This is a genomic window from Streptomyces caatingaensis (assembly GCF_001187435.1).
GTDB classification, from domain to species: domain Bacteria; phylum Actinomycetota; class Actinomycetes; order Streptomycetales; family Streptomycetaceae; genus Streptomyces; species Streptomyces caatingaensis.
The window spans coordinates 728,219-752,771 of sequence record NZ_LFXA01000009.1; the positions used below are offsets into that span (position 1 = coordinate 728,219).

22 protein-coding genes are annotated in these 24,553 nt (G+C 74.2%); 11 read left to right on the plus strand and 11 right to left on the minus strand.

Annotated elements, in window-relative coordinates; genetic code table 11:
* Positions 1–116 precede the first annotated feature (116 nt).
* The gene (locus tag AC230_RS16545; protein ID WP_049717069.1) at positions 117–1,283 is read right to left on the minus strand and encodes a DUF3631 domain-containing protein; all 1,167 of its coding nucleotides are present in this window, start codon (positions 1,281–1,283) and stop codon (positions 117–119) included.
* Between the two features lie 538 nt (positions 1,284–1,821).
* Positions 1,822–2,016 carry a helix-turn-helix transcriptional regulator gene (locus tag AC230_RS16550; protein ID WP_049716927.1) on the minus strand — a complete coding sequence of 65 codons (195 nt, stop codon included), beginning with the start codon at positions 2,014–2,016 and terminating at the stop codon, positions 1,822–1,824.
* Between the two features lie 122 nt (positions 2,017–2,138).
* Here AC230_RS16550 and AC230_RS16555 point away from each other — a divergent pair, with 122 nt between their 5' ends.
* On the plus strand, positions 2,139–2,642 hold the full coding sequence (locus tag AC230_RS16555; RefSeq protein WP_049716928.1) for a helix-turn-helix transcriptional regulator: 504 nt from the start codon (positions 2,139–2,141) through the stop codon (positions 2,640–2,642).
* 20 nt (positions 2,643–2,662) lie between these two features.
* The gene (locus tag AC230_RS16560) at positions 2,663–3,817 is read left to right on the plus strand and encodes a tyrosine-type recombinase/integrase (protein ID WP_049716929.1); all 1,155 of its coding nucleotides are present in this window, start codon (positions 2,663–2,665) and stop codon (positions 3,815–3,817) included.
* A 7-nt stretch (positions 3,818–3,824) separates the two neighbouring features.
* Here AC230_RS16560 and sodN read toward each other — a convergent pair whose 3' ends face one another.
* Positions 3,825–4,220 (minus strand): superoxide dismutase, Ni, encoded by a 396-nt coding sequence (gene sodN / locus AC230_RS16565; RefSeq protein ID WP_049716930.1) that lies wholly within the window; start codon positions 4,218–4,220, stop codon positions 3,825–3,827.
* 146 nt (positions 4,221–4,366) lie between these two features.
* Between sodN and sodX the strand changes: the two genes are divergently transcribed.
* A complete protein-coding gene (gene sodX / locus AC230_RS16570) occupies positions 4,367–4,831 on the plus strand; it encodes a nickel-type superoxide dismutase maturation protease (protein WP_049716931.1) in 465 nt (154 codons plus the stop codon).
* On the opposite strand, the gene AC230_RS16575 is transcribed toward sodX, so the two are convergent.
* The 4 genes from AC230_RS16575 to AC230_RS16590 all read right to left on the minus strand — a co-directional run bounded on the left by AC230_RS16575 (position 4,723) and on the right by AC230_RS16590 (position 8,257).
* Positions 4,723–5,367: a CGNR zinc finger domain-containing protein gene (locus AC230_RS16575; RefSeq protein ID WP_049716932.1), complete on the minus strand. Its 645-nt coding sequence runs from the start codon at positions 5,365–5,367 to the stop codon at positions 4,723–4,725. The two genes, sodX and AC230_RS16575, sit on opposite strands and share 109 nt — an antisense overlap.
* Before the next feature lie 163 nt (positions 5,368–5,530).
* On the minus strand, positions 5,531–6,292 hold the full coding sequence (locus AC230_RS16580) for an amino acid ABC transporter ATP-binding protein (RefSeq protein WP_049716933.1): 762 nt from the start codon (positions 6,290–6,292) through the stop codon (positions 5,531–5,533).
* Complete coding sequence (locus tag AC230_RS16585) at positions 6,289–7,251, minus strand: amino acid ABC transporter permease (protein ID WP_049716934.1); 963 nt, start codon at positions 7,249–7,251, stop codon at positions 6,289–6,291. The genes AC230_RS16580 and AC230_RS16585 overlap by 4 nt, the downstream gene beginning before the upstream one ends.
* 34 nt (positions 7,252–7,285) lie before the next feature.
* Positions 7,286–8,257: an ABC transporter substrate-binding protein gene (locus AC230_RS16590; protein ID WP_049716935.1), complete on the minus strand. Its 972-nt coding sequence runs from the start codon at positions 8,255–8,257 to the stop codon at positions 7,286–7,288.
* A gap of 588 nt (positions 8,258–8,845) precedes the next feature.
* Between AC230_RS16590 and AC230_RS16595 the strand changes: the two genes are divergently transcribed.
* Positions 8,846–10,060 (plus strand): NAD(P)-dependent malic enzyme, encoded by a 1,215-nt coding sequence (locus AC230_RS16595; protein ID WP_049716936.1) that lies wholly within the window; start codon positions 8,846–8,848, stop codon positions 10,058–10,060.
* A gap of 261 nt (positions 10,061–10,321) precedes the next feature.
* Here the strand turns inward: AC230_RS16595 and AC230_RS16600 are convergent, their stop codons facing one another.
* Positions 10,322–11,641 carry a TolB family protein gene (locus AC230_RS16600; RefSeq protein WP_078871290.1) on the minus strand — a complete coding sequence of 440 codons (1,320 nt, stop codon included), beginning with the start codon at positions 11,639–11,641 and terminating at the stop codon, positions 10,322–10,324.
* Positions 11,642–11,797: 156 nt separating this feature from the next.
* Here AC230_RS16600 and AC230_RS16605 point away from each other — a divergent pair, with 156 nt between their 5' ends.
* Both AC230_RS16605 and AC230_RS16610 read left to right on the plus strand, forming a co-directional pair.
* Entirely contained in the window at positions 11,798–12,760 is a 963-nt protein-coding gene (locus tag AC230_RS16605) for a zinc-binding dehydrogenase (protein WP_049716938.1), read from the plus strand.
* 7 nt (positions 12,761–12,767) lie between these two features.
* Positions 12,768–14,150 (plus strand): glycoside hydrolase family 5 protein, encoded by a 1,383-nt coding sequence (locus AC230_RS16610; RefSeq protein WP_049716939.1) that lies wholly within the window; start codon positions 12,768–12,770, stop codon positions 14,148–14,150.
* Positions 14,151–14,227: 77 nt separating this feature from the next.
* On the opposite strand, the gene AC230_RS16615 is transcribed toward AC230_RS16610, so the two are convergent.
* A complete protein-coding gene (locus tag AC230_RS16615; protein WP_049716940.1) occupies positions 14,228–15,112 on the minus strand; it encodes a PadR family transcriptional regulator in 885 nt (294 codons plus the stop codon).
* On the minus strand, positions 15,112–15,954 hold the full coding sequence (locus AC230_RS16620; protein WP_049716941.1) for a DUF4097 family beta strand repeat-containing protein: 843 nt from the start codon (positions 15,952–15,954) through the stop codon (positions 15,112–15,114). Before AC230_RS16620 ends, AC230_RS16615 begins: the two co-directional genes overlap by 1 nt.
* Before the next feature lie 158 nt (positions 15,955–16,112).
* On the opposite strand from AC230_RS16620, the gene AC230_RS16625 reads away from it, so the two are divergent.
* Positions 16,113–16,931, plus strand: a complete 819-nt coding sequence (locus AC230_RS16625) for a hypothetical protein (RefSeq protein ID WP_049716942.1) — start codon at positions 16,113–16,115, stop codon at positions 16,929–16,931.
* 70 nt (positions 16,932–17,001) lie between these two features.
* Here the strand turns inward: AC230_RS16625 and AC230_RS16630 are convergent, their stop codons facing one another.
* The gene (locus AC230_RS16630; protein WP_004937694.1) at positions 17,002–17,181 is read right to left on the minus strand and encodes a DUF6104 family protein; all 180 of its coding nucleotides are present in this window, start codon (positions 17,179–17,181) and stop codon (positions 17,002–17,004) included.
* A 200-nt stretch (positions 17,182–17,381) separates the two neighbouring features.
* Between AC230_RS16630 and AC230_RS32055 the strand changes: the two genes are divergently transcribed.
* The 4 genes from AC230_RS32055 (at position 17,382) to AC230_RS16650 (ending at position 24,551) form a co-directional block, all read left to right on the plus strand.
* Positions 17,382–17,774 carry a CU044_2847 family protein gene (locus AC230_RS32055; protein ID WP_107082148.1) on the plus strand — a complete coding sequence of 131 codons (393 nt, stop codon included), beginning with the start codon at positions 17,382–17,384 and terminating at the stop codon, positions 17,772–17,774.
* Positions 17,771–19,912 (plus strand): VMAP-C domain-containing protein, encoded by a 2,142-nt coding sequence (locus AC230_RS33030; protein ID WP_198535540.1) that lies wholly within the window; start codon positions 17,771–17,773, stop codon positions 19,910–19,912. The genes AC230_RS32055 and AC230_RS33030 overlap by 4 nt, the downstream gene beginning before the upstream one ends.
* Before the next feature lie 148 nt (positions 19,913–20,060).
* Positions 20,061–21,065 (plus strand): AAA family ATPase, encoded by a 1,005-nt coding sequence (locus AC230_RS16645; RefSeq protein WP_049716944.1) that lies wholly within the window; start codon positions 20,061–20,063, stop codon positions 21,063–21,065.
* Positions 21,066–21,071: 6 nt separating this feature from the next.
* Complete coding sequence (locus tag AC230_RS16650) at positions 21,072–24,551, plus strand: SAV_2336 N-terminal domain-related protein (protein ID WP_049716945.1); 3,480 nt, start codon at positions 21,072–21,074, stop codon at positions 24,549–24,551.
* Positions 24,552–24,553 lie beyond the last annotated feature (2 nt).

A 24,553-nucleotide genomic window follows, 5' to 3' on the forward strand; every position in this document is an offset into this window, starting at 1 on the left:
AGGGCAGGTACGGACTCGGCTGTGGGTACGGAGAGATCCGTCTTGGCCAAGAGGTCCGTCCCCGCGCTGACCTGCGCGGGGACGGACGCGACGGACTGAGACGGACCCGGGGTGGGTCAGCGGGCGCGCTTGGGGCCAGCGGTGCCGCCGGGCGGGCCGATGGGAAGCGACCCTGCCGGTGTGGTGGGCGGCGTGCCCCGGGCCGGGCATACGGGCGCGGGAGCCTCCTGCGACGGTTCGGGGCAATAACGCGCCCAGACATCGAGGAACCTGTTGCGCATGTACGCTTTGGCCTGCTTGCCGTTTTCGAAGCGGTAGTTGGCCGGGCTGATGTCGAAGTCCCGCAGGAGGTTGGCCAAGTGGTAGGCGTTCAGGCCCTTGGTGCCGTACTCCGGCCACGGGGATTCGGTATCCGTGATGAGAGCCGCCAGCAGGTCCTGGGTACGCAGGGCCTCTTTGTTGCCCTCCTGTTCGAAGATGCGGCGTATGTCGCGCAGCAGCCGCGTCTTCAAGGTGGTCTGCTCGTCCTGGACGACCTCGTGCCGGGTCATCGCCAAGCAGGCGGCACGGGCCTGGGCGGGCCAGTGACCGCCGGCCAGGTCGGCGACGATGATCAGGGGCTCCCAGGTGTCCGCGGCGCGGTCCTCGACCGGCATCCTGGGCACCAGGCGAGCGGCGGTGCCACGGAGCGGGCCCAGCCATGCGGTCAGCCGGTCGCGCAGCGCGTTCAACTCGGGCACGGAGTACCGCGAGCGAGACGGGATGATCCGCTCGCCGGGCTTGCGCTTCTGCATGCGGATCACGACCGCCCTGTCCATGATCGTGTCCGGCAGGTCGCCGATCCCGGCGAGCGCGGCCATCGCGAAGGTGGGAAATGCGGTCGGCTTGTGTTCCGGCCCCGAGATCCGCCAGGCGGGCCGGTTGCGCTGGTGCCCGGCATTCAGCAGCCCGCGCAGGTCCTCTTTCTCACCCGCCTTGGGGCCGAAGATGGTGTCGGCCTCGTCCACCAGCAGCGTCGGCGGGTTCTTGCCGATGACGCGGAAGACCACCGCCGGGGACGTGTTCACCGTCATCATCGGCTGGTACACGGTCTCGTGAAGTACGTCCAGGACACGGGACTTTCCGCACCCCTTGGTCGGCCCGACCACCGCCAGGCGGGGTGCGTGCTGGAGGGCAGGCTGGATGTGGCTGGCCGTCACCCACAACGTGACCGCAGTCAACGCCTCTTCGCTCGGCAGCACTATGTACCGACCTATCGCCGCACGTAGCTCGTCCAGCAGCACGGCTCCTTTGTCGGCCGCCTCGCCGCTCTCGTCGGTGCGGTCCCCGGTCCCCGATCCGCTGCCGGGGGCGGCGGTCTCCGCAGAGTCGTGGGGACCGTGGTCCCCGCCACCTGCTTGGAGCGTGGCCGGCGCGTCCGGAATTCGGGGACCGGATCCGGGGACGGGCTGACCGGAACTCTCCGCCTGGTCCTCGACCGGAATCCCCGTCCGAGCATCGCCGACAGGCTGGCCCGTCCCCTCCGGCGCCTGGTCCGTAGCGCGTGTGGCAGGGGACCGCGACCCCGCTTGGTCCGCGTTGCGCCAAGGGATGCCCTGGCCGGGGACCGCGACCTCCGGCCATACGACTCCGGGGGAGGTGTTCGATGGGATCGGGGACATAGAGTCCTCCATAGATGTTCCTCTCTGGTGAGGGGCAGGACGGGCAAGGTCCCGTCCCTCAGCGGTTCGATCGTTCAGGTAAGGGCGATGGGTTGAGGAATCCTCGGCCCTCGGCGTTGGCGCGCCGGGGGCCGATGCCATGTCCGGGGCTGTCGGCGTCTCATACGGCAAGGCCCCACTCGTCCTGGCCCTGAGCCAGGGTCTGCTCATAGCGCAGCAGCTCGGCTTCGGCGTACAGCACACACTTCCCGATCTTGACGCCGCGCGGCCCCTTCCCCGCCTGGCGCCAGTAGCGGACCGTGCTCTCCGCTGTGCGGTAGCGCTCGGCAACCTCAGCGGTGGTCAGATATCCCATGCGGCCTTCCCAATCGACTAGACGACGTTTCGGTATGCATAGATGTACTCGGCGATCGCCGGTTAGCCAAATCGGGTAGGTCATGTTTCAATCCGGATAGCGACGGTCGATGAGGGAGCGCGATGACAGACGACAAGGCAGGCGGCGGCGAAGTGCCGCTGCTCTACAGCGAGGGCAACATCGCGGCGCGGGTAGCGCTGGAGCGCGAGGTCCGAGGGTGGAGCACGACGGAACTTGCGGAGCGGGTGACCAAGGCCGGCGTCAAGCTGAACCAGACCGCTGTCTGGCGGATCGAGAACGGCACCCCACGCCGCCGCATCAACGTCGACGAGGCGCTCGCCTTCGCGCGCGTCTTCGAGCTGCCTCTCGAAGAGCTCATGTCCCCGCCCCTGGAGGGGCTGGACGTCAATGGTCGGCGGCTCGTGCAGGAAGCCGTCGAGGCGTACTACGAGACACGCGACGCTGAAGACCGCCTGCACCACGCCGTCGTCGCAGTCGCCGAGCACATCCAGGCCCAGCCCGACAGTTCACGGGCCATGCACGAACAGTGCCTTCGCCTCATGGGCGACGAGCACGACGCCCGCAGCCTCACCGAGCACATCGAGGCCGGCGGCTATCACCACTGATCCTCCGGGAGGAACCCCACTTGGCCAACATCCAGAAGCGCCCCAACGGCAAATGGCGTGCCCGCTACCGCGACCTCGACGGCAAGGAGCACGCCCGTCACTTCGACCGCAAGCTCGATGCCCAGCGCTGGCTCGACGAGGTCACCACGAGCATGGTCACCGGCCAGTACGTCGACCCCCGCGCTGGCCGAATAACCCTCGAAGCCTTCGCCGCGAAGTGGCAGGGGGCGGCGATCGCAGGCGAGGCGGTCACGCGGATCACCGACAACGCCCTCCGTGTCCACATCATCCCGGCGCTGGGCTCCCGGCCGATGGCGGCGATCCGGCGCCACGACATCCAGGTGATGTTCAAGAAGCTGGCCGAGCAGCTCGGCCCGGGAAGCGTCCGCAACGTCTACGACGTCCTCGTGCGGCTGATGACCGCCGCCGTCGAGGACAAGGTCATACCGGCCAGCCCCTGTCGCCGCATCACGCTGCCGCCAATGCCGGACGAGGAGATCGTGCCGCCCACGGTCGCGCAGGTGCAGCAGATGGTGGACACGATGCCGTCGTATCTGTCGGCGGCCGTCGTGCTGCTGGCCGGATCCGGTCTCCGTATCGGGGAGGTGCTCGGTCTCAAGGTCTCCGACATCGACTTCAAGCGCGGGACCGTGCGCGTGGAGCGGCAGCGCAACCAGGCCGGGGCAATCTGCCCGCCCAAGACGGCCAAGTCCCGCCGTACCGTGCCCATCGGTGAGGTGGTGACGGACGCTCTGATCGACCACCTGGCCAAGCGGCCCTCCAAGGGGTGGCTCTTCACGATGGAGGAGGGGGCTCCACTTACCTACCGCCGCTGGAAGAACGAGTGGAACTGCGCACGGAAGGCGCTCCAAGAGGCCGAGAACAAGGCGGCCGAGCAGGAGAGGCGCGAACGCGTCGAACTGCCGCACCTGGTGACCCACGACCTGCGGCACTTCTTCGCCTCGGCGGTCATCGCCGGAGGCGCCAGCGTCAAGCAGGTGCAGGTGGTCCTCGGCCACGCCTCCGCGGTCATCACCCTGCGGATCTATGCGCACTTGTGGCCCGGCGAAGACGACCGCACCCGGTCCGTCATGGACTCCGTGCTCGGAGTCCTGCGGACCGGGTGCGGACCGGCTGACCCTGCGGAGAAAGAAACCGCAGGTCACATGGCTTAAGCCAAGGTCAGGCCTTCTTCGTCTCCCAGAAGATGCGGTCGATCTCGGCGATGAGCTCCAGCGCCTTCTCGCCCGTCTTCGGGTCGGTCGACGCCTTGGCGGCGCTCAGGGCCTTCAGGGTGTCATTGACCAGCTGGTGCAGCTGGGGGTACTTCTCGAAGTGCGGGGGCTTGAAGTAGTCGCTCCACAGCACCGAGACGTGGTGCTTGGCCAGCTCCGCGCGCTGCTCCTTGATGACGGTGGCGCGGGCGCGGAAGTGGGGGTCCTCGTTGGCCTGGTACTTCTCCTGGATGGCCTTGACCGACTCGGCCTCGACGCGTGCCTGGGCCGGGTCGTACACGCCGCAGGGGAGGTCGCAGTGGGCGCTGACCTTCACCTTGGGGGCGAACAGGCGGGAAAGCATAGTGGTGCTGTCCTTCCTCGTGATCGTCTTCTCAGGTGCGAGATTACTCGGTGCGGGAAGGCTTTTCCCGGGCGCCCCGGGGGGCCTAGGACAAAAGACGGGTGTCACTCTGGAGAGGGAACACGGACCGGGAGTGAGGTGCCGAGGTGCAGGAGCGACTGGACGACCGCGGGACGGGGCTGGACCGCGAGCGTCGCGGACTGCTGCGGATCGGGCTGGCCGAGGTCTACAACCCGTCGATGGTCCCGACCTTGAACCCGGGCGACCAGCTCGTCGTCCAGTACGGCGCGAGCGTCCGGCCGGGGGACGTGGTGGTGCTGCGGCACCCCTTCCGGCAGGACCTGCTGATCGTCAAGCGCGCCGTGGAACGGCGGGACGGCGGCTGGTGGGTGACGGGTGACAACCCGCTGGTCGAGAACGACAGCCGGGAGTTCGGCGCGGTGCCCGACGAGCTCGTCGTGGCGCGGGCCTGGGCGCGGCTGCGGCCGCCGCCGCAGGCCGGTCAGCGCTCGGCGGCCGCGGTGCTGTCCTGGCTGGCGTCGGCCGTGCGGCCGGTGCGCTCCCCGGGGCTGCTGGGGCCGGCGCTCTCGCGCCGCTTGCGGGCCCGGTAGGCGGCGACGTTGGCCCGGGTGGCGCAGCGGTCGGAGCAGTAGCGGCGCGAGCGGTTGGTCGAGGTGTCGAGGTAGGCGTTGCGGCACGGCGCGGCCTGGCAGATGCCCAGCCGGTCCACGCCCAGCTCGGTGAGGTGCACGGCCAGGCCCATGCAGGCCGTCGCCGTGTAGCCGGCCGCCGAGTTGGCGGCGTGGTCGGCGATGTGCATGTGCCACAGGGGGCGGCCGTCCTCGTCGCGGTGGCGGTGGCCGGAGATCTGCGGGCTGACCGGGTACTCCATCAGCAGCGCGTTGAGCAGGTCCACGGCCCGCACCTCGTCGCCCTCGGCCGCGGCCTCGAAGACGGCGCGCAGCCGGGTGCGGACACCGCGCAGCCGGCCGACGTCGCCGTCGGTGAGCCGGCGGGCCAGCTGCGAGCCGGGGGCGAACAGCGCCGTCCGGGCCGCCTCCACCGAGGTCAGGGAGTCGGTGCCGCGTACCGGATCCTCGCTGTTGACCAGGCGGACGGCGTGGTCCGAGTAGGAGGACAGTTCCACGATGGGGTCTTTCTGAGGTCGGCCCTGGGGTGCCGGGCGCGCGAGCGGTAATGGATGTCGTTGTACGCAGGGTATTACACCCGGTACGGCGGGCGGCACCGCAGGACGGCGGCGTACGGACAACGCGTCCGCACGCCGCCGCCGGGGACGGGCGATCCGTCCGTCACAGCACCTTCGACAGGAACGACTTCGTGCGCTCGTGCTGCGGATTCGTCAGGATGTCCCGCGGGTTGCCCGCCTCGACGACCACGCCGTTGTCCATGAAGACCAGCGAGTCGCCCACCTCGCGGGCGAAGCCCATCTCGTGCGTGACGACGATCATCGTCATGCCCTCCTCGGCGAGCGAGCGCATCACGTCGAGCACGTCGCCCACCAGCTCCGGGTCGAGCGCCGAGGTCGGCTCGTCGAAGAGCATCAGCTTGGGCTCCATGGCCAGGGCCCGGGCGATGGCCACCCGCTGCTGCTGGCCGCCGGAGAGCTGGGACGGGTAGTTGCCGGCCTTGTCGGCCAGGCCGACCCGGTCGAGCAGCCTCAGCGCCCGCTCCCGGGCCACCGACTTGGTCTCGCGCTTGACCTGGACCGGCGCCTCCATGACGTTCTCCACGGCCGTCATGTGCGGGAAGAGGTTGAAGCGCTGGAAGACCATGCCGATGTCGCGGCGCTGCGCGGCGACCTCGCGGTCCTTCAACTCGTAGAGCTTGTTGCCCTGCTGGCGGTAGCCGACCAGCTCGCCGTCCACGTACAGCCGGCCACCGTTGATCTTCTCCAGGTGGTTGATGCAGCGCAGGAAGGTGGACTTGCCGGAGCCGGAGGGGCCGATGAGGCAGAACACCTCGCGCGGGGCGACCTCCAGGTCGATCCCCTTGAGGACCTGGACGGGGCCGTAGGACTTGTGGACGCCCTCGGCCTTCACCATGGCGGTCATGCGGCCCCACCTCCGACGGCGCTGCGGTTGCTGAGGGACAGGAGGTTGGCCTTCACCTTCTGCCACGGCGTCGGCGGCAGCTGCCGCAACGAGCCGCGCGCGAAGCGCCGTTCGAGGTAGAACTGGCCGACGCTCAGGACGCTGGTGAGCACCAGGTACCAGGCGGCGGCGAGGATGAGCATCTCGACCGTGGCGCCGGAGGTCTGGCCGATGTTGGTGGCCGACTGCAGGAGGTCGTAGTACTGCACGGCGATGACCAGCGAGGTGGTCTTGAGCATGTTGATGAACTCGTTGCCGGTCGGCGGCACGATGACCCGCATCGCCTGCGGCAGCACCACCCGGCGCAGCGTCTTGGCGTGGCTCATGCCCAGCGCGTGCGCGGCCTCGGTCTGTCCCTCGTCGACCGACTGGATGCCGGCCCGGCAGATCTCGGCCATGTACGCGGCCTCGTTGAGGCCGAGGCCCAGCAGCGCCGCCAGGAACGGCGTCATGAAGGACGACCAGTAGTCCTTGTAGATCGGCCCGAGGTTGATGAACTCGAAGACCAGGCCCAGGTTGAACCAGAGCAGCAGTTGCACGTAGACCGGGGTGCCGCGGAAGAACCAGATGTAGAACCACGCGACGGCCGACGTCACCGGGTTCTTCGACAGCCGCATCACCGCGAGGACGATGCCGAGGACGACGCCCAGCACCATCGACAGGATGGTGATGGTGATGGTGTTGCGGACGCCCTTGAGGATGTCCGCGTTGAAGAAGTAGTCGGGGACGGCGCCCCAGTTGAGCTTGCCCTGGGCGAACGCGTTGATCAGGAGGGCGAGGACGGCGAGGGCGACGGCGGCGGCCACCCAGCGGCCGAAGTGCCGTACGGGGATGGCCTTCAGGGTCTCGGGGGCGGTGGAGGCAGCGGCGGACGGCCGTTCGTCCTCGGGCTCCCGGCCCTTGTCGGTGTCGATGGTCACGGAGGGGGCCTTTCAGCGAGCGGTAGGGGCGGGGTCAGGAGCCACCGTTGATCCTGGCCTCCTTCACGGCCCCCGCCGAGACCCCCCACTTGTCCAGGATCTTGGCGTACTCGCCGTTCTTGATGATGTTGTCGAGGCCCGCCTTGATGGCGTCCCGCAGCTGCGTCTGGTCCTTGGCGGTCGCGATGCCGTACGGGGCGGCCTCCACCTGGTCGCCCACGATCTCGAAGTCGTTGCCGCCGCCGGAGGTCTTCACGGCGTACGCCGCGACCGGGAAGTCGCTGGCCGCGGCGTCGGCGCCGCCGCTGCGCAGCCGGGTCTGGGCGAGGATGTCGGTGTCGAACGCCTCGATGGAGATCTTCTTGTCGTCGCCGCACTTCTCGGACTGCTGCTTGGTGAGGTTGTGCGAGACCGTGCCGCGCTGCACCACGACCTTCTTGCCGCACAGGTCCGACCAGCCCTTGATGCTCTGGGTCTTGCCCTTGGGGGTGTAGAGGGAGACACCGGCCTGGAAGTAGTCGACGAAGTCGAGGCCCTGGCCGACCTGTTTCTTGGTGTCGGGGTCGATCCCGTTCTGGCGGTCCTTGGTGTCGGTCATGGCCGACATGGCCACGTCGTAGCGCTTGGAGCGCAGGCCCGCGACGAGGGTGTCGAAGGTGGCGTTGTTGAACTCGAAGCGGACGCCGAGCTGTTTGCCGATCGCGTCGGCGATGTCGGGGTCCATGCCGACGGTCCTGCCGTCCTTCTTGAACTCGACGGGCGGGTAGGCGATGTCGGAGCCGACCCGGACGACCCGGGAGCTCTTGACCGACTGCGGCAGCTTGTCGAAGAGCGGGGCGGAGGCGCCCGCGGAGCCGGAGGAGCCGTCCCCGTCCTTGGGGTGGTTCTTGGTCTGGTCGCCGCAGCCGGTCAGCACGAGGGCGAGGGCGCCGGCGACCGCGATCGCGCCGGCGGCGGCCGAGCGGTTCCTGGCGGCGGCCGGGCGAGGGGTGGTGCTTGCGGTCATTGCTGGTTCCTCCTGCGGGTGAGGGGATAGCCGACTCTTCACACGGACTTCACGCGATCTGCACCCCACGGCCGTGAGCACACTTTTCCGGCGGCCGCGACCTCGGGTGTTTGGGGCATCTTGCCATCTGGACTACACCCTTCGGGGGGCTCGCAATGTCAAAATCGGATAACGGGATGACCCTGTTCCTGGAGCGGATTGTTCGGGTTGTGGAGCACCGGTGACCGTTTCGGTGGGGATCTTGAACGAGACGCATCTCACGGGCTCCTCGTCTCACTTCCTGGACGCGGGGCACCGGCCGGCACCGCCCGCCCGCGGGCCCGCACGTGCCGTGGCGCACATCCGCGGATCTCACTCGTCGGCCGTAGCGCTCATCCGGTAGAAAGGGCGGTTACACCCCGTACCCGGGGCCAGGGCGCGTTGTGCGGCGCGCCCGCGTGTCCGTACCACCCCGGCCGCGCCCCACGTGGCGCGGCCGTTCCGCTTCGTGGACCACCGCGGGGCCGGGTTCCGGACGCATGCCCGACGCCGCCTCGCAACCGGGGGCGGCTACCCTCGATGGAAATTACGACAAAGGGGTCTAATAAAGTGGCAGCGGAGATCGTCAACCCTCGCAGCGAGAGCACGGCAGGCGAGGGAGGCACGGACGAGCCCTTCGATCCGGCCTTCGCCCTGCACCGGGGCGGCAAGATGGCCGTCCGGGCGACCGTGCCCGTGCGGGACAAGGACGACCTGTCCCTCGCCTACACGCCGGGCGTCGCCAAGGTGTGCAGCGCTATCGCCGAGCAGCCGGAGCTGGTCCACGACTACACCTGGAAGTCCCAGGTCGTGGCCGTGGTCACGGACGGCAGCGCGGTCCTGGGCCTGGGCGACATCGGGCCCGAGGCGTCCCTCCCGGTGATGGAGGGCAAGGCCATCCTCTTCAAGCAGTTCGGCGGCGTGGACGCGGTGCCGCTCGCGCTCGACTGCCGCGACGTGGACGAGCTCGTCGACACCGTCGCCCGCCTCGCGCCCTCCTTCGGCGGCATCAACCTGGAGGACATCTCGGCGCCGCGCTGCTTCGAGGTCGAGCGCCGGCTCCAGGAGCGGGTGGACATCCCGGTCTTCCACGACGACCAGCACGGCACGGCCGTCGTCACCCTCGCCGCCCTGCGCAACGCGGCGAAGCTCACCGGGCGCGGTCTCGCCGACCTGCGCGCGGTCATCTCGGGCGCGGGTGCCGCCGGTGTCGCCATCGCCCGCATCCTCGTCGAGGCCGGCATCGGCGACGTCGCGGTGTGCGACCGCAAGGGCGTCGTCTCGGCCGACCGCGAGGACCTCACCGAGGTCAAGCGCGAGCTGGCCGGCTTCACCAACAAGGCCGGTCTCTCCGGCTCGTTGGAGTCCGCCCTGAACGGCGCGGACGTCTTCATCGGCGTCTCCGGCGGGACGATCCCCGAGCCGGCCGTCGCCACCATGGCGAAGGACGCGCTGATCTTCGCGATGGCCAACCCGACGCCGGAGATCCACCCGGACGTCGCCCACAAGTACGCGGCGGTCGTCGCGACCGGCCGGTCGGACTTCCCGAACCAGATCAACAACGTCCTCGCCTTCCCCGGCATCTTCGCCGGCGCCCTCCAGGTGCGCGCCTCGCGCATCACCGAGGGCATGAAGCTGGCGGCGGCGGAGGCGCTGGCGGCGGTGGTCGCCGATGAGCTGAGCGCGGAGTGCGTCATTCCGTCGCCGTTCGACGAGCGGGTCGCCCCGGCGGTCACGGCCGCCGTCGCCGAGGCCGCGCGCCGGGACGGCGTGGCGCGCCGCTGAGGCACGCGTGGGGGAGGGGCCGGACGCCCGGGGGTGTCCGGCCCCTTCTGCGGGGGGCCGCCCATGCCGGTGCCGGCCGGAGCGGTCCGCCGCGGACCGCTCCGGCCGGGCGGGCGACCGCTGTTCGGGGGCGGGCGACCGCACGCCGGGGCGGCGGCCGCCGGTCACAACAGGCCCCGCCGGGTACAGCAGCCGGCCGCCGGTCACAACAGGCGCCGCGGTCAGGAGAGTCGAGCGTCGGGCAGGACGGCCGGCCACCGGTCAGGGCAGCCGGCGCAGAAAGACGTCGCCCGTATCGTTCGTGTCGCCGGGGACGAGGTTGCGCGCCCAGCTGTCGAAGGGCACCCGGTGCCCCGACCGGTCGACCGAGATGTTGCCCGAGGCGGCGTCGCCCTGGGCCCCCTCGGCCGAGACGTCCACCCGCTCGGTCACGCCGGTGCGCAGGTCCCGGACGTAGACGCCCCGCCGGCCGGGGGAGCCCGGCACGATGCCGTCCGGGTCCGACGTGAAGAACACCCGGCGGCCGTCCGGCGCCATGACCGGGTCCGAGCAGTCGCCCTCGGTCGGAGAGCCGTCCCGGGCCAGGTTCACCCGCCGCGTGGAGCCGGTGCGCAGGTCGGTGACGTAGCAGTCCCGGACGCCGGTCGTGCCATGGGCCGGGCCCGGCACGATGCCCGGGGTCGCGGAGGAGAAGGCCGCGTACCGCCCGTCCGGGCCGAGGCTCGCCCGGAGCACCGTCTCGGCCGCCCTGCCGTCCCGGGTCCGGGCCGCCGGCAGGGTGCGACCGGTGCGCAGGTCGTGGACGTAGAAGCTGGACGAGGGCCAGGAATGGGTCCTCGGCGCCCCCAGGTTGTCGGCCGGCGAGTGGAAGCCGACCCGGCCGCCGTCGGCGCTGATCACCGGCCAGTGCGACAGCGCGTTCGCCGGGCTGCCGTCGGAGGCGACGCTCACCCGCCGGGTGGTGTGCCGCCGCCGGTCCCGCACGTACACGTGCCACTCGCGCGACCCTCCGCCGGGGACGAGATCGGTGCGGTCGGAGGTGAAGGCGACGTACCGTCCGTCGGCACTGATCGCGGGGGACGTCGCGTAGCCCTTGCCGTTCTCCGCGCCCAGCAGGGGCTCGGTCCGGCCGGTCAGCCGGTCGCGGACGTAGACGTGCTGGTCCGTGACGTGCCCGGGCCCGTTCTGCTCGGCGGTGGAGGAGAAGGCGACGTACCGGCCGGTCGCGCTGAGCGAGAACGCGTCCACCCAACGCAGGCCGGGATCGGACCCGTTCCCCACGTTGGCCTGCTCGACGGCCCCGGTCCGCAGGTCCTTGAGGTAGAGCTTCCGGGTGTGCGGCGCGTCGGGCGGCAGCGTGGTGGCGCGGGAGAGGAACGCCGCGTAGCGTCCGTCGGCGCTGATCGCCGGCTCGGACGACGAGGCGTTCCCCTGCGTGCCGTCCGCCGCCACGCTCACCCGCTCGATGCGGGGACGGGGATGCGCCGAGGCGCCGGGCGCGGCCCCCGGCACGGCCGCGGGCAAGGCGGCGGCGCAGGCCCCAAGCGCCGCGGCGAGCACGGCGATTCGTCTGGAACGCATGATTCCCCTCCGGGGTGCCGCTCGGACGTGGGCCGGGGCAGCCAACCCCGCGGGGGCGCGGCCGGTCAACGGGGACGGAGTGCCTCCGGCCGCGGATACGGCCGTTGGGGGAGCGCACCCTGGACGGTGGGCGCCGTGCGGGGCTAGGTTCGGATCATGTTCGCCGCCTACGCCGCCCGTATCGACCGCGACCAGCCGCTCAGCGGACTCGAGTTGGGCGACCGCCCCGAGCCCGAGCGGCGGCCCGGCTGGACGACCGTCACCGTCAAGGCCGCCTCCCTCAACCACCACGACCTGTGGACGCTGCGCGGCGTGGGGATCGACGAGGGCGCCCTGCCCATGATCCTCGGCTGCGACGCCGCTGGGATCGACGAGGACGGCAACGAGGTCGTCGTCCACTCCGTCATCGGCGAGACCGGCCACGGCGTCGCGCCGGGCGAGAAGCGCTCCCTGCTCACCGAGCGCTACCAGGGCGCGTTCGCCGAGCGGGTCTCCGTCCCCGTCTGGAACCTGCTGCCCAAGCCCGAGGAGCTCTCCTTCGAGGAGGCCACCTGTCTGCCGACCGCCTGGCTCACCGCGTACCGGATGCTCTTCACCAACGCGGGCGTCCGGCCGGGCCAGAGCGTCCTGGTGCAGGGGGCCGGCGGCGGGGTGGCCACGGCCGCGATCGTGCTCGGCGCGGCGGCCGGGCTGCGCGTCTTCGCCACCAGCCGGGACGAGGCCAAGCGGCGCCGCGCCGTCGAACTGGGCGCCGAGGCCGCCTTCGAGGCGGGGGCGCGGCTGCCGCACCGGATGGACGCGATCGTCGAGACCGTCGGCGCGGCGACCTGGTCGCACTCGGTCAAGTCCCTCAAGCCGGGCGGCGTCATCGTCATCTCGGGCGCCACCAGCGGCCCCAACCCGCCCGCCGCCGAACTCACGCGCATCTTCTACCACGAGCTCAAGGTCGTCGGCTCGACCATGGGCACCAAGGACGAACTGGCCGACCTGATGGACTTCTGCGCCGCCACCGGCGTCCGGCCGGTGATCGACTCGGTGCTGCCGCTCGACCGGGTGCGCGAGGGGTTCGAAAGGATGGCCGGGGGCGAGCTGTTCGGGAAGGTCGTCGTGACGGTATGACCGTGGGATGCGGACGAGACGCCTGTGGGGTGCGGGGCTTGTCCTCGCGCTGACGCTGCTGCTTCCCTCTCCCGCCGCCGCCGTGCCCGGTGACGGCATCCCGCCGCTGACCGACGAGCACGGCCGGGCCCTGACCCTGCGCGGCTGGAACCTCGCCGACAAGGAGCACCGCGGCGACGCGGCCCTCTCGGCCATCACCGAGCGCGACCTCCGGGACATGGCCGGCCACGGCTTCGACTTCGCGCGGCTCGCGGTCTTCTGGGACGACCTGGAACCGCGCCCGGGGCGGTACAGCGAGCGCTACCTGCGGAAGGTCGAGCGCGTGCTGGACTGGGCCGCGCGGTACCGGATCCGCGTCGTCATCGACGCCCACCAGGACGTCTACGGGCCCGCGTTCGGCGGGCACCGGGGCATTCCGGAGTGGGCGACGCGGACGGACGGGCTGCCGTGGCGGCCGCACCCCGGCGACTGGTTCGCCGAATACTTCGAACCCGGCGTCCAGGCCGCGTTCGAGCACCTCTACGAGGACCCCGACCTGCGGCGCGCGCAGGAGCGCATGTGGGCGGTGCTGGCCGGACGGCTGGGCCGCCATCCGGCGGTGTTCGGCTACGACCTGATCAACGAGCCGATGGGGAGGATGCGGCCGGGCGAGCACCTGCCGGACGCGGCGCGGCGCGTGGAGTCGACGCAGGTGACGCCGATGTACGACCGCCTGGCGGCGGCGATCCGGTCCGCCGACGGGGACCGGCGCCACTGGCTCTTCGTCGAACCGACGCCGGTGGTGGGCGAGGGCGTCCCGACGGCCCTGGGGCGGATCCACGACCCCGCCGGGAAGGTCGTCTACGCGCCGCACTTCTACAACTCCGCGATGGAGACGGGCGCGGACTACGACCCGTCGGCCGGCTGGGTGGCGGCGTACGAGGCGGCCGTCGTGCGCTATCCGCGGGAGCGGCAGGTGCCCGTGGTGGTGGGGGAGTGGGGTCCGCCGGACAGTTCGCTGCCGGGGATGGCGCGGTACTACGCCGACGCGCTGCGGTCGTTGGGGCGGTACGGGAGCGGGTGGGCGGGGTGGGAGTGGTGTTACGGCGGCGGGTACTGCGCGGTGGACGAGGGCGGGCGGTTCCGGCCCAACAAGGAGCGGACCGTGGGGGGTTACGCGGTGGCCGTGGCGGGGGCGGTGCGGGGGCTGTCCTACGACGAGGGGCGGTTCCGGCTGGAGTACGTGACGGGCGGTACGGGGGTGACCGAGGTGTCGGTCGGGCGGGGGCGTCTCGAGGTCGCCGGGCCGGTGGTGGTGCGCTCGGGGGAGCGGGGCCGGGTGTTTCTGCGGGCGCTCCGGGCGGGTGCGCTGGTGAGGGTGACGGTGACCGGCCCGTCCGGCACTCGATGACGCCGCGGCGGCGCGCGAGGGGCGCCCTCCTCCGGAGGGGAGGGCGGGGCCCGGCCCGGGCGCCCCGCGCCCCACGGCTAGCGCCCCCTCAGCACCGCCTCCACCCGCTCCGCCGCCTCCGCCAAGTACCCGCGGCACTCCGCCAGTTGACCGGCGGTGACGCCATGGTCCCGGGCCGCGTCCCGGATCCCGTCCCGGAAGCGGTCGAGCAGCCGGTCGAGATCGCGGACCGGATCCGTGGACGCGGAGTCGTCCACGGAGGCCCAGTCCGGGGCGGCCGCCGGCCGCGATCCGTCACGGCCCCCGCCCGCCAGTGAACCCAGCTCCCGGGCCAGCGCGTTGACGCCCTCCACCAGCCCCGTGGGCCAGTCCCCGCGCCGCGCGTGCTCCCGCACCTGCTCCTGCACGCGCTCCTTGATGCGCAGCACCTCGTCCCGCGCGTTCTCCTGGACGCGCCGGGCCTGGCGCCGGGCCTGCTGGGCCTCCTGGCGGGCCCGGCGGCTGTCCTCGCGGGCGCGGCGGGCCTGTTCCCGCCACTCCTCCTTCGCGGCGGCGAGGGGGTCGCCGAACGCGGCGCCCGCCTCGCGCATCTCGCGCCGCATCTCGCGCCGCAGGTCACCGGCGGCGTCGCGGACGTCCTCCCGGATGTCGGCGGCGAGGGCGGCGACGGAGTCCTGGATCTCCAGCTCCAGCTCGGCCAGTTCGCCGCGCCGGCCGTCGAGTTCGGAGCGGCCGGCGCCGGTGATGGAGTAGACCTTGCGGCCGCCCTCGGTGGCGTGGCTGACCAGGCCCTCGGCCTCCAGCTTGGCGAGCCGGGGGTAGACGGTGCCGGCGGAGGGCGCGTAGAGGCCCTGGAAGCGCTCCTCCAGCAGGCGGATGATCTCGTACCCGTGGCGCGGCGCTTCGTCGAGGAGCTTGAGCAGGTAGAGGCGCAGCCTGCCGTGGGCGAAGACGGGTGCCATTACAGGACCTTCCCTTCGGGTGCTTCGGCCGCTTCGGGCCGGCGCAGCAGGGCGAGGGCGCCGGAGATGGTGGAGATCTTGATCCGTCCGCCGCCCGCGCCCAGCCGGCCGGAGAGGCGCTTGGGGCCCCAGGGGCTGTTGACGGACAGGGGCGCGAAGGCGCAGGAGACGGGGCCGGTCGCGGTGGTGGCCTCCACGTCCGCGTCCGTCGCCTCCGGCAGCCGCAGGGCGACGTCGCCGGAGACGGTGGTCAGGTCGAGCGCGGGGCGCGTGCCCTCGGCGAGATCGATGACCATGCTGCCGTTGACCGTCTCGGCCCTGACGGCGCCGCCGCGGCCCTCGACGAGGGTGAGGTCGCCGGAGACGGAGTTGAAGCGCAGGTCGCCGGCGAGGGACTGGGCCTCCAGGGCGCCGGCGACGCTCTCGGCCCGGACGGGCCCGCCGAGGCCGACGAGTGTGACGTCGCCGGTGACGCCGCGGACGTCCGTGGCTCCGGTGACGCCCGAGACGACGGCCGAGGCGGCGACGACGCCGGCCTCGACCCGCGTGGCGGTGGGCACGGTGAGGGTGACGGTGACGCTGCGCCGCCGGCCGGGGCGGTCGAGCCAGGAGAGCAGGCCGCGCCAGGGCAGGTCCTCGTATCCGACGGTCAGCAGTCCGCTCTCCAGGGTGACGCGCAGCGGCGGCCCGGAGACGGCGGTCAGCTCGAGCCGGGCGGGCCCGGAGTCGGTGCCGACGATGTTGAGGGTGCCCTTGACGAGGCGCACGTTCAGCGCGGTGACCGGTTCCTCGAAGGTGAGCTTCTGCGGTGCGGTCAGCGACCACTCCGGCGGTGTCGGCATCTGGGCCTCCTGGGGAGAGGGACGCGGCGGCGGGCGGCGGGGACCGGCCGGCCGCCCCGCCCCTACGCAACATATCGCGTCTTATCGTGTCTCTGCGAAACACGATATATCGCGGCTGTGCGAAGTCAAGCGGTCCCGGCGTGGCATAGCGTGGACGCATGTCCGCTATCGATCACCCACCGGCGCACACCCCCGCGGCGGGAGTCCTGCTGCTCTGCCGGGCCGCGCCCGACCGCGTACGACCCTCCGCGCAGCTCCTGCGGCGGCCGCTGCTCATGGCCCCGGCGGGCGAGGGGTGGAGCGTCCTGGTCCCCGCCGGGGAGTCCTGGCGCGACAACGGCGCCAACCCGGCCGCGGTCACGGCGGACTGGGCGCACGCGCTGACCGCGGACGGCGACTGGCCGGTCGTCGGCCTGTGGTGGGACGCGGACGGGGCGGGCTTCGTGGTGGCGGCGGGCCTGCGGCGGACGGTCGGCCACACCTGGCTGGCGGACGGCACCCCGCTCGGCGGGCACGAGGCGATGACCGCCCTGCGGGCCCGGCTGGGCCTCGATCCCGTACTGGACGGCGCGGCCCTCGACCGGCTGATCGAGCAGGACGGCGGCGACGACAGGGCGGACGCCGCGGCGCGGGTGCTCGGACTGGTCGCGGTCCTGGCCCGGGCCGGCCTCCACCTCGGGCCCGGGGTCATCCCGGGCGCGGACGCCGGGCGGCTGTGCGCGGCGGCCGGGGCGCTGCCGGGGGCCGAGCCGGTGGACTGGCCGGGCTGGCGGGCGGCGGAGCGCGGGGCGCTCGGCGTCTGGACGCGCGGACCGCGGGCCCGCGCGCTCGGGACGGCCGAGGTCGCCGTCGGCGCGGCGCTCCTCGTCTGGTCGCGCCGGTGCGCGCGGCGCGGATGGCGCGCGGCGGGCGTCGCGCTCGTCACCGACGGGGCGCTGACGCTGCTCTACGACCGGTGGCGCGCGGGGCGCGGATAGGCCGGAGCGCGGCCCGGGGGGCTTCGGCGCGCCCCCTCAGGGCGCTTCCCCCGGGCGCCCCCGCCCGCTTCTACTCGTCGTCCTCGTCGTCGAGCCGCGCCAGCCACGTCGCCAGCCGCTCCACCGGAACCTCGAAGTCCGGGTTGAGGTCCACGAACGTGCGCAGCTGCTCGGCGACCCAGCCCAGGGTGACCTCCTCCTCGCCCCGTCGGTTCTCCAGTTCCTCGATGCCGCGGTCGGTGAAGTACAACGCTCTCTCCGTCTGGGGTGGTTCGGGTCGTTCCGGCGGTCCCGGCCGTCGGCGGTCCCGGTCGGCCCCGGGCGCTCCGGGAGTCCCAGGATAGGCGGCGTTGGCCATGGCCTCTCGCGTCTGTCAGACCCGAGGACTAGCCTGCTGCATCACACGGGGCTGCACCCTCGGGGTGCACCGGACGGCGGGGGGACGCGCACGTGGCGGACGGGATCACCCAAGTGCGGCTCGACGACGGCACGGTCGTCTGGGCCAGGATCAGCGAGGCCCAGGAGCTGCGCGCGCCGGGCGCGGGCGGCTACCAGGACTCCAGCGCCGCGCGCCGGGTCGCACGGCTCGCGAGCGGCATGTCGGACGTCGTGCGCGGGGTCGTGGGCTCGCTGCGCACGGGCCTCGCGGCGGCACGGCCGCAGGAGGTCAAGGTCGAGTTCGGCATCGAGCTGTCCGCCCAGTCGGGGCAGGTCATCAGCATGATCGCCGACGGGGGCGGCAAGGCGTCCGTCAATGTGACGCTGACCTGGACCGAGGGCGGCCCGGGCGAGGACGCCGACGGCGGCGCCCCCCGGACGCCCGTGACCCCCAGCGCTCCTTGAGCCCCCACGAGGCCACCGTGCGCCGGTCCGTCGTCCGCATCTCGGCCCCCGGCGCCGGGCGGGACGACGACCGGTTCTGGGGCAGCGGCTTCTTCGTCGCCCCGGGCTGGGTGCTGACCTGCGCCCACGTCGTGGCGAACGGGGGCGACGGCGTACTGCGGGGCGGCGCGGCCCTCGACGTCACCGACTGGCGGGAGCGCACCCTGGCGGGCCGGGTCGTCCTCGCCCTGCCGCCGCCGCGCCCCGGCGGCGCCCCGCCGGGCCGCTGGCCGCTGCCCGACCTGGCGCTGGTCGAGGTGGAGGGCGCGGCCGACGCCGAGTGCCTGTGGCTGAGCGACCGCTCGGCCGTCGTCCCCGCCCCCGTCGCGCTCTACGGCTGGTCCCGCGAGTTCGGCGAGCTGGGCTGGCGCTACGGCACCGGCATGGCCACCGGCGGCGACAGCAGCGGCTCCGCGATGCTGATGCGCGGCGAGATCCCCGTCGCGGGCTGCTCGGGCGGCCCGGTGCTGGACACCGGCCGGGGCGCGGTCATCGGCGTGAGCAAGGGCCGCGGCGAGGGCACCGCGGGCCTCGCCGTCCCCGTCACCGCCCTGCGCGCCCTCGCCAACGAACGCCCGGGCCGCGAGCGGCTGCACGCCCTCGTCCGCGCCCACGACCGCTACCACCTGCGGCACTACCGCACCATCGGCTCCGGCCGCAGCTGGACCGGGCTCCAGCGGCAACTGCGCGGCACCACCGGCGGGTTCACCCCCGTCCTGCGCACCCAGCTCTTCGCCCGCCTCGCCGAGCTGACCCAGCCGGCCGGCCCCGGCGAGGTCATGTCCCTCGTCGACGAGGTCAAGACCCGCGTCCTGCAGGACCCTTACCAGCCGGGCGTCGAGCACGACCCGCGCACCTGGCGCGAGGGCGTCGGCCTCCTCTACGACCTGCGCGACGGCGCCGCCGACCGCGCCGAGCGCCCCGGCGGCCCGCCGCGCGACCTGGAGCTGGAGGCCGTGTTGCTGTACGCGGCCCGGGTCGCCGCCGCCGTCAGCCGCCTCGGGCACCCCGCCGACGAGAAGCCGCTCGGCGGCCTCGCCGACTGGCTCGTCATCCAGGCCGACGAGCTCCAGGAGGCCGTCCGCAAGGACATCCACCGCCTCCTGCACGGCGGTTCGGAGCGCTCCGCCGAGCCCGGCCGGCGGCCCCCCGGCGACAAGGTCTCCCTCCACAAGGTCCGCCTCGGCGCCGTCGCGTCCGAGCGCGGGACCGGCCGCGCCCGCGCCGACGTCCTCGTGGAGATCGACCCCCTGATGTACGGCGACCGCTACCCCTGGCGCATCAAGCTCCTCGGGGAGAACAACCGCGTCACCCCGCTGTGCGACGACGCCCGCGGCGTCCCCCGGGCCGCGCTGCGCGAGGCGCTGCGCGAGCCGCTCGCCGAGGCGCTGCGCCAGAGCGACGTCGGCGAGCACCTGGCCGCGCTCCAACTCGTCCTGCCCCGCGAGCTGTTCGACGAGCCCGTCGCCTCCTGGCGGCTCACCCCGCCCGGCGCCGCCGACGACTCGCTCGACCCGCACGCCCTGCCGCTCGGCCAGCGCCGCGTCGTCGTCGTCCGCGACCGGCGGCGCCGCGACCACCCCGCCTTCCCCGAGTGGCACACCCGCTGGCGCGGCGCCGGCCGGGGCCCCCTGACCGCCGTGCCGTTGCGCCGCGAGGTGCCCGTCCCCGGCCACGGCGCACGGCGGCCGGAGAGCCGGGCCGCGGCGTACGCCCGCTTCCTGGAGGCCGACCCGTCCGCCGTCCCCGTCTACTGCGGACCCGTCGCGCACGGCCCCGGCGCGACCGCGCTGGAGGCCGCCCTCGCCGCCGGGCACGCGGTCGTCATCTGGCGGTGCTGCACCGGAGAGCACGACGACTGCGAGGAGTTCCACGAGCAGGCGGCCCGACTGGTGTGCGAGGCCACCACGGCGGAGGGACTCCACCGCAGACTGCGCAGCCTCCGCATACGCTGCGCCGACCCCGACGCCCCCGACGAGGACGCCCGTTGGGCCCGCTCGATCGCCCTGCTCATGGACGCGCCCGAGGACCCGGCGCTGTCGCCCCCGCCGCTGGCCGCGCCGGGCCCGCGCCCCGGGGAAGGGGGCGTGCCGGTGTGACCCGGCGGGTGACAGGGAAGCGACAGGGAGGAACAGGACCGGTCGCCATGCCCGATCCGGACGAGTACCTTCGTCCCGGGAGCGGCGGACGCGTGGGGGCCGGGGCGGAGCAGGCCACGGGATCCACACCGGCAACAAGGAGCCCAGTGTGAACGATTGGCGCATCTACCGGGGAGCCGGCCTGCCGCACGACGGCATCCGGCGGCTGCCGCCGCCACCGCCCTGGCGGGACTTCGCCGCGGCCGGTCCCGACACCGGCCCCGGCGCCGATCCCAGCGCCGCCCGGCGGCTGGGCGTGCAGCGCCGCCTGGTGGAGAACCACCACCCGCGCCCCGAGGAGGTCGAGGCCGTCAACGCCGCCCTCTACCTGCGGCGTCCACTGCTCGTCACCGGCGCCCCGGGCACCGGCAAGTCCACCCTGGCGCACGCCGTGGCCCACGAGCTGGGCCTCGGCCGGGTGCTGCGCTGGCCCATCGTCAGCCGCTCCACGCTCCGCGACGGCCTCTACCACTACGACGCCATCGCCCGCCTCCAGGACGTCCAGCTGGAGCGGGCCGGCGCCGACGTCGGGGCGCGCCGCTCCATCGGCTCGTACATCCGCCTCGGCCCGCTCGGCACCGCCCTGCTGCCCGCCGCCCGGCCACGCGTCCTGCTCATCGACGAGCTCGACAAGAGCGACCTCGACCTGCCCAACGACCTGCTGAACGTCCTGGAGGAAGGCGAGTTCGCCCTCCACGAGCTGGAGCGCATCGCCGACCGCGAGCCCGAGGTCGAGGTCGGCACGGACGACGGCGGCCGCACGGTGATCGCCGACGGCCGGGTCCGCTGCACCGCCTTCCCGCTGATCGTGCTCACCTCCAACGGCGAACGCGACTTCCCCGCCGCCCTGTTGCGCCGCTGCATCCAGCTCGACCTCGAACCGCCCGGCGAGGAGCAGCTCACCGCGATGGTCCGCGCCCACCTCGGCGACGACGCCGTCACCGACGGCGAGGAGCTCATCCAGCGCTTCCTGCACCGCGAGCCCGGCGAGGTCGTCGCCGCCGACCAGCTCCTCAACGCCCTCTTCCTGACCCAGCACGCCCCCAGCACCGAACGCGTCACACGCGAGCGGCTCGCCGACATGCTGATGCAGCCGCTCGACCGCCCGAGGTGATGAGCGATGACGGCGCCCCCCGAGCCGTGGCTGGAGGAACTGGTCGCCCGGTTGCGGTCCGCCGCGCCCGGCCTCACCGCCGAGGAGATAGCCGACGCGGTGTGGCTGGCCCGCCGGATGACCGCGGATCCCGGGGCGCCCGCCACGGCCGGTGACGCCGCCCCGCCGGCCGGCCCGCCCGGCCCCGCCGCCGGGTCCTCCCACCGCCCCGCGTCCCGCGCCCCGGACCCGCCGCGCCCCGCGTCCCGGCGGCCCGCCGCGCCCTCCGGGCCCCCGCCCGCCTCCGTCGGGGTCGGCGCCGTGCCGCGCCCGCGGGCCGAGGAGGCCGCCGACGGGCCCGCCGGGACGTTCCCCGTCCGGGTGCCCGCCGCGGGCTCCCTGCCCGGCCTGCTCGGCCTCCAGCGCGCGCTGCGGCCGCTGCGCGGCTACCGCTCCCTCGCCGCGCCCCTCCCCGGCCCGCTCGACGAGGACGCCACCGCCGACCGCGCGGCCCGCACCGGCGTGGTGCACCCCGTCCACCACCGCGGACGCAGGCAGGCTGCCGCCATGCAGCTGTTGATGGACGCCTCCGCCTCCATGGTCGTCTGGGAGCGGACGCTGGACGAGATCGAGCAGATCTGCGCCCAGTTGGGCGTCTTCCGGGACGTCCGGGTCGCCCACCTGCACCGCGCCGCCGACGGGACGCCGCTGATCGGCCCGGCCGGTGCCCGGGGCGCCCGCCCGCGCCCCGCCGGGCAGTTCCTCGACCCCACCGGACGCCGCCTCACCCTCGTCCTCAGCGACTGCGTAGGTCCCCTGTGGCAGGAGGGACAGGCCCAACGGCTGCTCCGCCACTGGTCGCTGACCGCCCCCGTCGCCGTCGTCCAGCCGCTGCCGCCCCGGCTGTGGCCGCGCACCGCCCTGCCCGCCGAACCCGGCCTGCTCACCCGCGACCCGGCGGCCGGCGGCCGGCTCGGCTTCGAGCCCGACGGCTTCGGGCCGCCGCCCCCGCCGGGCGCCCTGCCCGTGCCCGTCCTGCTGCCCGTCCGCGAGGCGCTGGGCGCCTGGGCCCGGCTGCTGTCCGGCCCCGGGCGCACCACCGTCCACGGCGCGGCCGGCTGGCTGCCGCCCGGCCCCGTCACCGGGCCGCGCCGGACGCTGCCGCCCGCCGAGGACGGCACCGGCCCGGGCGCCGACGCGCGGCTCGCGGCCTTCCGCGCGTCCGCCTCGCCCGGCGCCCTGCGCCTGGCCGTCCACCTGGCGGCCGTTCCGCTGGCGCTGCCCGTGATGCAGCTCGTGCAGCGCGCCATGCTGCCCGACACCGGGCCCATGGAGCTCGCCGAGGTGCTGCTCGGCGGGCTGCTGTGGCGGACGCCCGCCCCGGCGGGCGCCGGCGACGACAGCGGGCCGTGGTACGAGTTCGCCGACGGCGTGCGGGAGTTGCTGCTCCAGTCCCTCGACCGGAGCGAGGCGGCCCTCGTCCTCAAGCACTGCTCCGACTACGTGGAGCGGCACTTCGGCCGCAGCGCCCGCAACTTCTCCGCACTCGCCGTCGCCCGGCTCTCCGGCCGGCCCGTGGAGGCGGCGGGCGCCAGGGGCCCCGGCGCTGCCGACCCCGGCACCGGCCCGGAGCCGGAGCTGTTCGCCCAGGTCCCCGCCCGCGTCGTGCGCTGGTACCGGCCGCCGCAGACCGAGTCCGGCCCGCTGGCCGAGGCGGAGCTGCTGCTGGAGCTCTGGCACGACCAGGGCGACCCCCAGCTCCTCGCCGACGCGCGGGAGCTGGCCGCCCCGCTCGCCGCCGGCGGCCTGGACGACCAGGGCGTCCGCGCCCGCCTCGTCCTCGGCGGCGTCCTCCGCGCCCTCGCCGGCACCGAGGCCCTCCGCACCGACCCGGCCGCGCGCCGCGCGCTGCTCGACGAGGCGGCCGGGCTGCTCGCGGAGGCGTACGAGCGCCCGGCCGGGCCCGCCGGTCCCCGGCGCACGGCCGTCGGACTGGAGCTGGCCGCTGTGCACTGGGACCGCTGGTGGGAGAGCGTGGACCCGAGGGGCGCGGGAGCCGCCCGGGACGCTGGAGGGGTGCGGAGCGCCTGGGGCCGGGGAGACGCGGGAGACGCCGGGCGCGGCGGGTCCGGCGGGGGAGCGGGGGAGGCGTGGGCCGGCGGCGATCCGGCCGAACTCCTCGCCGCCGAGGCCGTCCTGCGCGCCCTGCCCGCCTCCGCCGCCACGACCGCCTCCGCCCGCCGGCTCCAGCTGGGCCGGGTGCTGCTCACCCTCGCGGACGTCCCGCCGGAGGCCGTACGGGAGGCCGCGCTCGCCGCGCCGCGGACCCCCGCCCGGGACGGCGGCGGGCGACCGGCCGCCGCCGAGCCCGGCAGGCCCGGCACCGGGCCTGCCGGCTCCCCCGCACCGGACGCCCCACCGGCCACGGGACGCGCCGGGGAGGGCACGTCGCCCGTCCCGCCGTCCCTCGGTGACGGCACGTCGCCCCTCCCGCCGTCCGCCGGGGACGGCGACGGCGCGGGCGCGGGTGCGGGTGCGCCGCACGGCGAGCGCCGCGCGCCCCGCGACGCGGCCGCCCACGACCGTTCCCCCGGGCTCCTCGCCGCCGAGGCCGCGGCCGAACTGCGGGCCGCCTGCGGCCTCCTGGAGGCCGAGGACGCGCCCGCCGCCCGCCGCAGCGCCGCGCTGCTGGACCTCGCCCGCGCCCTGCGCCGCGCGGGCGCCCCCGCCGCCGAGGCGCTCGACGCGCTCTCCCGCGCCGAACTGACCGCCGCGGACGACCTCCAGCTGCTGCACGCCCGCACCGAACAGGCCCGCGTGCGCACCGCCACGGGGGACGGGCCGGGGGCCGACGCCGCCTACTCCGCCGCCGTCTCCCTCACCGGCCGCGACAGCCCCCGGCGGTGCGCGCTGCTCGGCGAGTGGGGCGCCGCGCTGCTGGAGCGCGCGCAGGCGACGGGCGGGCGCGGCAACGGGACGGTGCAGCGCGCGGAGGCCGTGCTCCGCGAGGCGTACGCCGTGAGCCCGGGGCGCGCACCCGGCCGCCCGCGCCTGCAACTGCTGCTGGGCCGCGCCCTCGTGCTGCGCTACGCACGCCTCGGCTTCCTGCCCGACCTCTACGAGAGCTGCCACCTGCTGGAACAGGCCGCCCGCCGGGCCCCGGACGCGGCCACCCGCGCCGAGTCCTGGCTCGAACTGGGCACCGCGCGGCTCGCGTTGCGCGAACGGGCGCCGGGCGTGCCGCTCTCGGACGCCGCCGACGCGTTCACGGCCGCCGCCGAGGAGGCCCGTACGGCCGCCGGCGGGGAGCCCGGCTCGGTCGTCGCCGCCCGGGCCGCGCACCGTTACGCGGACGCCCTGGAACGGATGGGCCTGCGGCGCCAGGCCCTCGCCGCGTACCGGACCGCGGCGGGGGAGTGGCGCGACCTCACGGCCCGGCTGGTGGACGTCCCCTGGGACGAGGTCCGCGCGACCAGGGAGGGTGTCACGCGGCTGTCCGGCGGATGACC